The organism is Alkalibacter mobilis (assembly GCF_015594845.1).
In the GTDB taxonomy this organism is placed as follows: domain Bacteria; phylum Bacillota; class Clostridia; order Eubacteriales; family Alkalibacteraceae; genus Alkalibacter; species Alkalibacter mobilis.
Genome location: NZ_JADNRK010000001.1, coordinates 213,755 through 223,497 on the forward strand (window position 1 = coordinate 213,755; position 9,743 = coordinate 223,497).

Here is a 9,743-nt window from a genome sequence, read left to right on the forward strand (position 1 = left end):
ATGGTACAAATAGAGATTTCATTAAACGTATAAATGCCAACGAAAGCGAAGAATGAATATAATGAATAAATTGAGACTTCACGGAAAAGAGATAGTAACAGGCCCAGGAAGTTTAAACTATTTGCAAAATTTAAATTTTAAAAAATATATCATTGTAACGGGACAAAGTTCAATGTTTAAAAACAAGACCATAGACAGGATTGTCGATATACTAAAAAACAAGGATGCCAGCTACACCATCTTCTCTGGAATCGGTGCCAATCCTGACACCGATACTGTTCTAACAGGAGTTGAGGAATTTAAAAAGTTTGAACCCGAATGCGTTATATGCGTAGGAGGGGGTTCCGCCATAGACGCTGCCAAGGTAATGACATTGATGTACGAATATCCGCAACTCGACTTTATAAACATCAAATCCGATATTCTTGATATGGAAAGAAAAAAGACTACATTGATTGCAATTCCTTCCACTGCTGGAACTGGAACGGAAGTAACAAAAACTGCTGTGATAACCTTCAATGACATCAATCTAAAAATTGGCTTAAAATCCTATGCATTCATACCGGATGTGGCTATTTTAGACGGCGAAATCACATTATCCATGCCCAAGTCTGTCGTTGCCCATTCCGGAATGGATGCACTGACTCATGCGGTGGAATGTTACATTAATCATAATCTTGAGGAATTTAGCGAAGCTCTCTGCGCTGGGGCCATCCAAGGTCTGTTTAAATACCTTCCAAAATCTTATTCAAAAGGGGATATCACAAGCCGACAAAAGGTCCTAACATATCAGTCAATGGCAGGATCCGCATTCCATAACATTGGTCTTGGCATGGACCACGGTATTTCTCATGCCTTTGGTGGAAAATACGGATACGGCCATGGTCTTCTAAATGCTGTAGGCCTTCCTTATGTGCTAAAGTACAACAGCAGGGACAATAAGGTTAAGGAAAAGTTAGACAGGCTTGCAAAGCTGATAAATGTGGATGATTTTATAGAAGCCATAAAACAACTCAACAGCACACTCAACATACCCTCATCCTTCAAGGAAATGGGAATAACAGAAGAGGACTACTTGCACGACTTTGAAGAACTTCTAAACAATAGCTTGCTGGGATCTACAAAATCAAACCCTGTGCCAATGACGAAAGTAGAAATGAGAAAAGTTCTTGATTCGATATTTTATGGGGAAATAAGGTTTTAATTCCTAAACCTAAAAATGGGCTCTCGAATTTTAACGAGAGCTCATTTTTGATTTTAAATTTAATTTGGCTCACTTTTTCGTTTAAAACTGATCCACCTAGCTTTGATTAACGGTGGATCAATTCAACCTGTAAATATCTATTTTAACACTCAGAATTGACCCGCTTCAGAAAGAGAATTACTACTCTTTCTGCGTGTTAAACATCAGGAACTCAACCTGACCCCGTCCCCTTGTCACCTGACTTTTAATCTAATACAGATAACCATAGTTTTTCAGACTCTATAACAAGTTCCGATACCAGTTCTATGAATGGCTCATAGTTCATAGTTGTATGTGCCAGATCAAGAACATCATAATATCTTGCTCGCTCCTTATTCTTTATTATGATTGGAGGGTATCCATTTTTCATTAACTCAAAATTGAGAAGCAACCTGGCAGTCCTTCCATTCCCATCAATAAATGGATGAATTTTCGCAAACTCTCCATGGATCAGTGTTGCCCTAACAACGGGATGAAATTCTTTCCATTCATTCTGATATTCTGCCATAAGCTTTTGCATTAAATCCCCAATCTCATAATGCTTCGGCGGAATGTGTTTTGCACCGCTAATTACAACATTTTCCCTCCGATATTTACCGGCATTTGTATTATCTATTTCTTTTAGTATCAATGAATGTATATTCTTTATGTTCCATTCAGAAAGAGGTTCCTCATTAGCAATTAAATCTTCAACAAAAAGGATAGCTTCACGATGGTTAATTGCTTCAAGATGTTCCACCATACTTTTCCCACCAATGGTAATTCCTTCAAGAACAACTTTAGTCTCTGACAGCGTTAGAGTATTTCCCTCTATGGCATTGCTATTATATGTCCATTCAACAATAAGTTTCTCCTGCAGCGAATTGGCAAGTCCTTTGGAAAAAGGTCTGTGCTCGTCGATAGTTTTTTTAAGTGAATCTATATAACTGAATTCAAATTCCAATCCATAGTATTTCTTCTTACTTGATTCCCTTGCGTCCGCAGGTTTAGCCGCATCCTTAGGTATTGACCAATTTCGTCCAATTTTAATAGCACCTTCTATACGACCCTCATTACATAGCACCCGGATTCGACGATCGCTTATTTTCCACTTCTCACTTGCTTCTTTAGAACTCATATATTTCATGAAACTCACCTCATTGATATGTTATACCGATATCGGTATAATGTCAAGATTGTTCCGATATCGGTATAATTAAAAATTTGTTTTTCCTTAAACCTTTTCGCAAAGTGCACTTTGAATGGATTATCAGAATGTACCAATGAAGAAATGAAAAAAGTCCTTGATTCGATTTTTTACGGAGAAATAAAGTTTTAATTCCCAAACCTAATAAAATAATCCCCGACTCCAGCGGGGATTATCAATTATGAACATGAAATTAAAATTCAAACAACTTCTTTTCTTGTGGGCAATGACGGTTGAGCTCCTGCTCTAGAGACCGTAATTGCTGCAACCCGGGATGCAAAACTAATGGCTTCAGCTTCTGGCTTTCCTGCAGCGATTTCTGTGGCAAAAGCCCCCACAAAAGAGTCCCCCGCAGCAGTTGGATCAATGGCTTTTACGCCTTTAACGCTGGGGAAATGTTCGAATCCTGACTTTGAAGCACATACTGCACCGCTGTCACCAAGAGTTATAATGACCGTCTCAACACCACGATCTAGTAGCAAATCAGAAGCTTCCTTTGCCTTATCAAAATCGATCTTGCCGTTTGCCTGACGGATTTTGACCCCAGTTAGTAACTCAGCCTCAGTTTCATTAGGCACCAGGTAGTTCAGCTTTCCATAGACATCGTTTTCTATTTTGTTTGCAGGTGCAGGATTCAAAAGAACTTTTACCCCTGCACTGTAGGCCATATCTATGACAGCTTCATTTACAGACATGGGGACCTCCATCTGCAAAACCACAATAGAATAGTCTTTAATTTTGTCTTTCAAAAATCCTATTGATTCAGGAGTTATCTCCATGTTTGCTCCAGGTACTACGATTATCCTGTTCTCGCTGATTCCATTTTCATCCGTATGTATCAAAATATTTGCTATACCGGTTGATGAACCGACGTTTTCCGTAACAAATCCAACGTCAACTCCAGCCGATTTCATAGACTCCAATATTTCCTGTCCGTGGATGTCTTTACCAATAGATCCTACCATCTGGACTTTGGTTCCAAGCTTGCCTATCTGAACGGCCTGGTTGGCACCCTTTCCACCCGGGGCAGTACTGAAATCTTTCCCCAACACAGTTTCACCGGCGGATGGAAACCTGTTGGTACTAACGATCAAATCCATATTCAGACTTCCTACAACCAATATATTCGGTTCTTTAACCATATCATATTTCCTTCCTTGCTATAGATTTTTTCACTCGCAACCTACTCCTCTTTTTTCGAACAAAATTTTCAGATCCTCCCAAGTTTTGTCAGGCAGATATAGCTCTTTTTTAGATCTTTCTTCATGTGTTCTACTTTCAAGTTCCCCAGGCATCAAAACTTCTCTGCTTGGATCCTTTGATTTGGAACTTTTCATATATCTTATAAATTCACTCATCTTCTCTTTGTAGTCATCCAACCCGAAAAATTTTTCAGGATCTATTGCTATCAAGGTAAGGGTATTGTTCCATTTGTCTTTTTCCTGGCCTATTCTAGATTGCCCCGATAAAAAAGTACAGAAGGCCTCGCACATTACAGACAATCCGAATCCCTTGTGTCCACCTGCCATACCTCCAAGCTGCAACAAGGCTCCACCGTCAAAGAGATCATTGGGGTCAATGGAAGGACTGCCCGATTTGTCGATTATTATCCCTTCCGGCAAGCTTTCCCTTTCATCTCTGGCGATGTATATTTTGCCTTTTGAGTAGGTCGTAGTTGCAAAATCCATTACAACGGCTTCTCCTTCACTTGGTGCTCCAAAAGATATGGGATTTGTTCCCATTCTGCCCTCAGATGAACCAAAAGGAGCCACTATTACATATGATTGAGATGCCAAGGCAAAAGAAACAAGTCCCTTTTTTGCCAGTTGTTCTGTATAAGAACCAAGTCGTCCCACATGGTTGCTTCTTTGGCTCACAACAGTTGCCATCCCAAACTGGAAAGCCTTGTTTGCAACTATTTCAACGGCCTTTGTTGCTCCAACCTGTCCAAAGTTCAAAGCAAAATCTACAACCGCACTGCAAGGTGTTTCTTTTACTACAGATATTGGTGCTCCGGGTATCAACCAACCTTTTTCTGCAGCACTGGTATATTCAACTATCCGCAACACTCCATGAGAGTCCACACCCCTTAAATTCCCCCCTATCAATTCTTCCGTCATGATAGACGCCTCATCGTCGGGACAACCAAGTTTTATAAAATATTCTCGTGTTATTTTTCTTAACTTTTCAACAGAAATTTTCATTGGTCACATCAATCCTCTCTCGTCGTGCATAAACACGATTATCGATTCAACCAATTGACCGGATCTTTTTCCTTTTCAATCACATCTATCATGGCTTGCGCCGTAATTATTCCTATGGAATGATAGGTCTCATAAGTTTCAGCTGCAGTATGGGGAAACACCAATACATTGTCCAAGGTGAACAATTTGTTATCCTTAGATGTGGGTTCCTTTTCAAACACATCCAATACTGCTCCAAAAATACGCTTTTCTTTCAAAACTTCGTATAAGGCTTCTTCATCAACTATGGGTCCCCTTGCAGTGTTCACCAACAATGCATTTTCTTTCATCATCTCAAAAGCATCTCTGTTTATCATTTTTTTCGTAGCCGGAATGCATGGAATATGGAGGCTGATAACATCCGAAGTCTTGATCAGATCTTCAAATTCCACAAATTTCACACCCAACTTTTCAGCTGCCTTCTCATCCTGGTAGACATCGTATGCAACCACTTCAGCATCAAAGGCCTTTACAAGCTTGGCTACGTATTGTGCTATCGCTCCAAACCCTACAAGTCCCACCTGCTTGTTTCGAAGAGTGTGACCTACATATCTCTCCCACATACCTTCACGAGTGGTTTTATCCAGGTAGTTGAATTGTCTAAATGACGCTATTATCCCACCCAATACCAGTTCTGCTACTGCATCGGCATTAGCCCCCCTGGCATTCATAACTTTGACGCCGTGGCGTTTTGCAGCTTCCAAATCGATGTTGTCAACGCCCACTCCGAAACGACCGATGACTTTTAAGTTTGGCGCAAGCGAAAAAACCTCCTCGTTCCAAGCATCTACACCAGCCACTACTCCGTGTATCACAGGGAGATACTCCTTTAATTCTTCAAATGTCATAGGCCGATTATAAGGATTCTCCAAAACCTCAAAACCTGCCTCTTCCAACATTTTTTTTGCAGCACTGCAATTCTCAGAATATTTTGTGGCTGTCACCAATATTTTCTTATTTTCCAAAATAAATTTCTCCTTTCATTGCATAAATAAACTTAAATCCGACATTATCCCATGAACATATTTGGGATAGCTGTTATAAGTGGTGGGAAATATGTGATAAGCAGCAATACTACTATCATCAACGCAACCATGGGAATGGCTTCCTTAAACACGCTTTGCACCGGGGTTTTTGCTATGGCACTAGACACAAAACACAGCATTCCATAAGGCGGTGAAGACAGTCCTATCATCATATTAACTACAATCACTACTCCAAAGTGGATCATGTCGATATTAAGTGCTACTGCAATGGGTATGACAAGGGGCAAAAATACAAATTGCAGCACCTGGGTATCAAACAACATCCCCAAAAACAAGAAAAGTACGTTTACGATCAATAAAAATATTATTCTGTTTGTTGTCAGGCTGATAAATAGATCTGCGATCTCTCTGGCCAAGCCTGATGAAGTAACTATAAACGAAAGTACCCAGGCCGACATGGCTATTACCATGATTTTGCCTGTCTGTATAACAGTCTCTCTAACGACCCGCACAAAACCTTTAAAGGAAAGACATTTATATGCAAAGATAGAAATAAATATGGTGTAAACAGCTGCCAATGCTCCAGCTTCAGTCGGTGTAACAACACCTGAATATATCCCACCAAGCAGAATGATCGGAGTCATCAGTGCAGGAAGAGCCTTCAGGGTATAATCGATAAATTCCGCTCTGGTAAATTGTACGCCTCTCGGGTAATTTCTTTTCTTAGATATGTACCAAACGTAAACTCCCAGCACAAGGCTTATCATCAAGGCCGGTATCATTCCCCCCATAAACAATTTTCCCGTAGAAGTTCCCGTAAGCATGGCGTAAATGACGAGAGGTATGCTTGGAGGAAATATTGGTCCTACGGTAGATGTCGTTGAAGTAAGAGCTGCACTAAATGGTGCGTCATAGCCGTCTTTTTTCATTTCATTGATCTCCATGATCCCTATTCCGGCCGCATCAGCCATTGCCGAACCTGTCATTCCAGAAAATATCAAGGATACAATAATATTTATGTAAGCCAATGCTCCTTTCTTATTACCAACAAGCGCCTTGGTGAAAGTGAATATTCTTTCCGTTACTTCTCCCGAATTCATTATGTTTGCAGTAAATATAAACAGGGGGATAGCAACTATGGTTGTATTCGAAAATAATTGGCTCATGGCCACGTCCGATACGATGCCTATGTTTTTTCCATCCAGAAGCAAATACAAAATGCTCGCACTGAACATGCTCAAGCCTATTGGAACTCTTATCAAGAAACTAAGGGCAATTACCACCATTGCCAAAATAATTAATGTATTCATGAATTATCCTTCTTTCTGATGAAGCTCAAAGCCATCCTTAAATCTTTAATGAATAATATCGCCTGATGAAAAATAACCAGTAGTACAAATAATATAAAAGGGGCGTATAAGATGTTGTATGGGATCTTCATCACTGAAGACTTTTTCATGGCCATGTCGACCACAGCCTGATATGCATTGGGAAGCAAAATTATGAATGTGACCAAAATCATCACGCTTCCGATCAAACGAAAAATCAATTGCCATTTTTCAGACACTTTCTCGTACAATATTTCAAAGGAGACGTGTTCTCCTGAGCGGCCTCCGTATGCTGCCGCAAATATGCTGCTCCAAACAAAAGCGATGGCATTAAGTTCATTCAGCCACCCTATGGAATCCTTGAGTACATACCGATAGAAAATCAAAATCACGAATGAGATGAACATAACCATAAAACTCAACATGGACATGTGGATTTCAAAAAAGTCCAATATTTTACTTATCGTATTATCAAATTTTTTCAATTCTGTTTCATTTTTCATTTAAGTATCCCCTATTTCCAAAAAGCAGCGTCAAGCATCCACTACAGAGCTTCAGGCGCCGGCAACGAATACACCGCTTTTTTAATAAAAATACAATGCTGTCTTTTTTATAATAATTGCTATTTTACCATAGATGCTTTGCAAAAAAGATACCATCGCATGAAGATTTGTATAATATTATCGGGCAGTAGCCCGCCCGATAATATGTAATGTTTGTTTTGCTATTGCAGATTTTGGATCCTTTCGTAAAGATCCATATCCCACTCTGCAGTCATGCTGTCGTCTGCAAAGTAATAATCAACCACTTCTTGTCTGTAACCAGCCAGTTCTTCGTCAGTAAGTTCATAAACCGTAACGCCTGATTCTGTCATAAATTCTTTAATGCTGTCTTCTTGAGCCTTGTATCCTTCAGTTGCAAGTTCCATGGCTTCAACCGCAGCATCCTTGAATATTTGCTGAAGTTCAGGAGTCATTTCGTCCCATTTCTTTTCGCTTATAGCCAACCACTCAGTCGAAAACATATGCTGAGACATCGTAATGCTTTTAGTTACTTCTTGAAGACTTATTTCTTTGATGTTTGCAAGCGGATTGTCTTGTCCGTTAACTACACCTGTTTGAAGAGACACATACAAATCTGAGTATGGAACTCCTACAGGGTTTCCACCAAGAGCCTCACCCATGAACAACCAAACGTCTGAATTTGGAACTCTGAATTTTACGCCGCTTAGATCGTCTCTTGTAGTTACTTTCTTGTCTTCTGTAAGGTTGATCGTTCTTGATCCAAGGTTGCATACTCCAAGTACCCTTACACCGTTGTCGGCAAGTTTTTCAAATAATTCATCAGCTATGTCGCTTTTGTAGAATGTATCCCAATGATCGCTGTTTTTAAAGATGTATGCCGAACTCAACATGTTGAATTCAGGAACGTAATCTGTCAGGAAAGAAGACTGGGTATTCGCCATGTCAAGATTATTGCTGATAAGAGCTTGAGCTGTTTGATCTTGAGCAAACAGTGAACTTGACCAGTAAAGATCTACAGTCACTTTGCCTTCTGTCTTTTCTTCAACCAATTCCTTGAACTTCTTGTAGCCTTCGCCCAAAGGAACCGAATCTATACCTGAAGACTGGAGAGATATGCTCATTTCAGGGATACCACCCTGATCATCCTGTCCCCCGTCACCATCATCGGATGAACATGCCGCAAAACCAAGAGTTAATACTAGAACCATCAATAACGCTAAAATCTTTTTCATACTCTTCTCCTTTTTTTATAGATTGATTTTCCAACTTGTCAAGAACCTGTATCTTGAACCGTTTACATTTCATTAGATTCGCACGATCATCGGTTTGGATAACTCTGGTTTTCACCGACTCGTGCGCTTGATCTTCACCCCCCAGCTAACAAGATCTTTTAAATATATGCAGAAAGTTCAACTTTCAGGTCTTCTATTTCCAAATCGCTTATATCCATAAGCGGGTGTCTCATATGAGACTTGGGCAATCCTCTCAGTGCAAGAGCTTCCTTGAAATAGCTGATGTTTGTGCCCGCTTTTAAGATATCTATAATATTGCTCGCTTTTCTCTGTAGCTGCAAAGCTTCTTCCATATCTCCCTTTTTGTAGGCATCGTAGATCGAAACGAAAATTTCCGGGAAAACTCCTGCACACCCTGAAACCGTTCCGTCACATCCGCTGATCAAGTACTGAAAGAACAATCTGTCAGCACCCACTAGAACTGAAAAATCATAGTCTTCATTTTTGAGATATTCCATTACTCTGCCCGGATCTCCACCGCTGTATTTAATCCCTACGATGTTGGGGCAAGTCTCCACAAGTTTGCTGCACACTTCTGGAGTAATATCGTTTGTACTGCATTGAGGTATGCTGTAAAGATAAATCGGGAAATCTTCCGGCAAGCTCTTTGACACTTCCGTGTAATACTCTACCATGGTATCATCGTTTATCCCGAAAAATGATGGTGTGACTACTCCTACTCCGTCAGCACCAATATCAAGGGCATGTTTTGACAGCCTGATAGTGTCTTTTGTAGCCAGTGCTCCCGTATGTATAAAGACTGGGATCCTTCCTGCTGTCGTCTTGACGACGGTTTCCGCCACCAGTTCACGTTTGTTGATTTATACTTAAAACTGACCCGGGATTAATGGTTAATACTGACCCACCTTGAGGTGCAAAGATTAACCAATCCTAATCTTAAAGTATGCTGAATCTTAAAAAATTAACGTTGTGAATTGACC

9 protein-coding genes are annotated in these 9,743 nt (G+C 40.1%); 1 reads left to right on the plus strand and 8 read right to left on the minus strand.

Annotated features, from left to right (window positions below; genetic code table 11):
* The first annotated feature begins 61 nt into the window (after window positions 1-61).
* On the plus strand, window positions 62-1,204 hold the full coding sequence (locus IWB18_RS00955) for an iron-containing alcohol dehydrogenase (RefSeq protein WP_195681704.1): 1,143 nt from the start codon (window positions 62-64) through the stop codon (window positions 1,202-1,204).
* Window positions 1,205-1,448: 244 nt separating this feature from the next.
* Here IWB18_RS00955 and IWB18_RS00960 read toward each other — a convergent pair whose 3' ends face one another.
* The 8 genes from IWB18_RS00960 to IWB18_RS00995 all read right to left on the minus strand — a co-directional run bounded on the left by IWB18_RS00960 (window position 1,449) and on the right by IWB18_RS00995 (window position 9,605).
* Window positions 1,449-2,369 carry a Fic family protein gene (locus IWB18_RS00960; protein ID WP_207740703.1) on the minus strand — a complete coding sequence of 307 codons (921 nt, stop codon included), beginning with the start codon at window positions 2,367-2,369 and terminating at the stop codon, window positions 1,449-1,451.
* Window positions 2,370-2,629: 260 nt separating this feature from the next.
* Window positions 2,630-3,571 (minus strand): ribokinase, encoded by a 942-nt coding sequence (gene rbsK, locus IWB18_RS00965; protein ID WP_195681705.1) that lies wholly within the window; start codon window positions 3,569-3,571, stop codon window positions 2,630-2,632.
* A 30-nt stretch (window positions 3,572-3,601) separates the two neighbouring features.
* Window positions 3,602-4,633: an Ldh family oxidoreductase gene (locus IWB18_RS00970; protein WP_195681706.1), complete on the minus strand. Its 1,032-nt coding sequence runs from the start codon at window positions 4,631-4,633 to the stop codon at window positions 3,602-3,604.
* Between the two features lie 38 nt (window positions 4,634-4,671).
* A complete protein-coding gene (locus tag IWB18_RS00975; RefSeq protein WP_195681707.1) occupies window positions 4,672-5,637 on the minus strand; it encodes a phosphoglycerate dehydrogenase in 966 nt (321 codons plus the stop codon).
* A 44-nt stretch (window positions 5,638-5,681) separates the two neighbouring features.
* Window positions 5,682-6,968 (minus strand): TRAP transporter large permease, encoded by a 1,287-nt coding sequence (locus IWB18_RS00980; RefSeq protein WP_195681708.1) that lies wholly within the window; start codon window positions 6,966-6,968, stop codon window positions 5,682-5,684.
* Window positions 6,965-7,489, minus strand: a complete 525-nt coding sequence (locus tag IWB18_RS00985; protein ID WP_195681709.1) for a TRAP transporter small permease — start codon at window positions 7,487-7,489, stop codon at window positions 6,965-6,967. Before IWB18_RS00985 ends, IWB18_RS00980 begins: the two co-directional genes overlap by 4 nt.
* Window positions 7,490-7,710: 221 nt before the next feature.
* A complete protein-coding gene (locus IWB18_RS00990; RefSeq protein WP_195681710.1) occupies window positions 7,711-8,742 on the minus strand; it encodes a TRAP transporter substrate-binding protein in 1,032 nt (343 codons plus the stop codon).
* A gap of 158 nt (window positions 8,743-8,900) precedes the next feature.
* On the minus strand, window positions 8,901-9,605 hold the full coding sequence (locus IWB18_RS00995; RefSeq protein WP_195681711.1) for a dihydrodipicolinate synthase family protein: 705 nt from the start codon (window positions 9,603-9,605) through the stop codon (window positions 8,901-8,903).
* Between the last annotated feature and the right edge of the window lie 138 nt (window positions 9,606-9,743).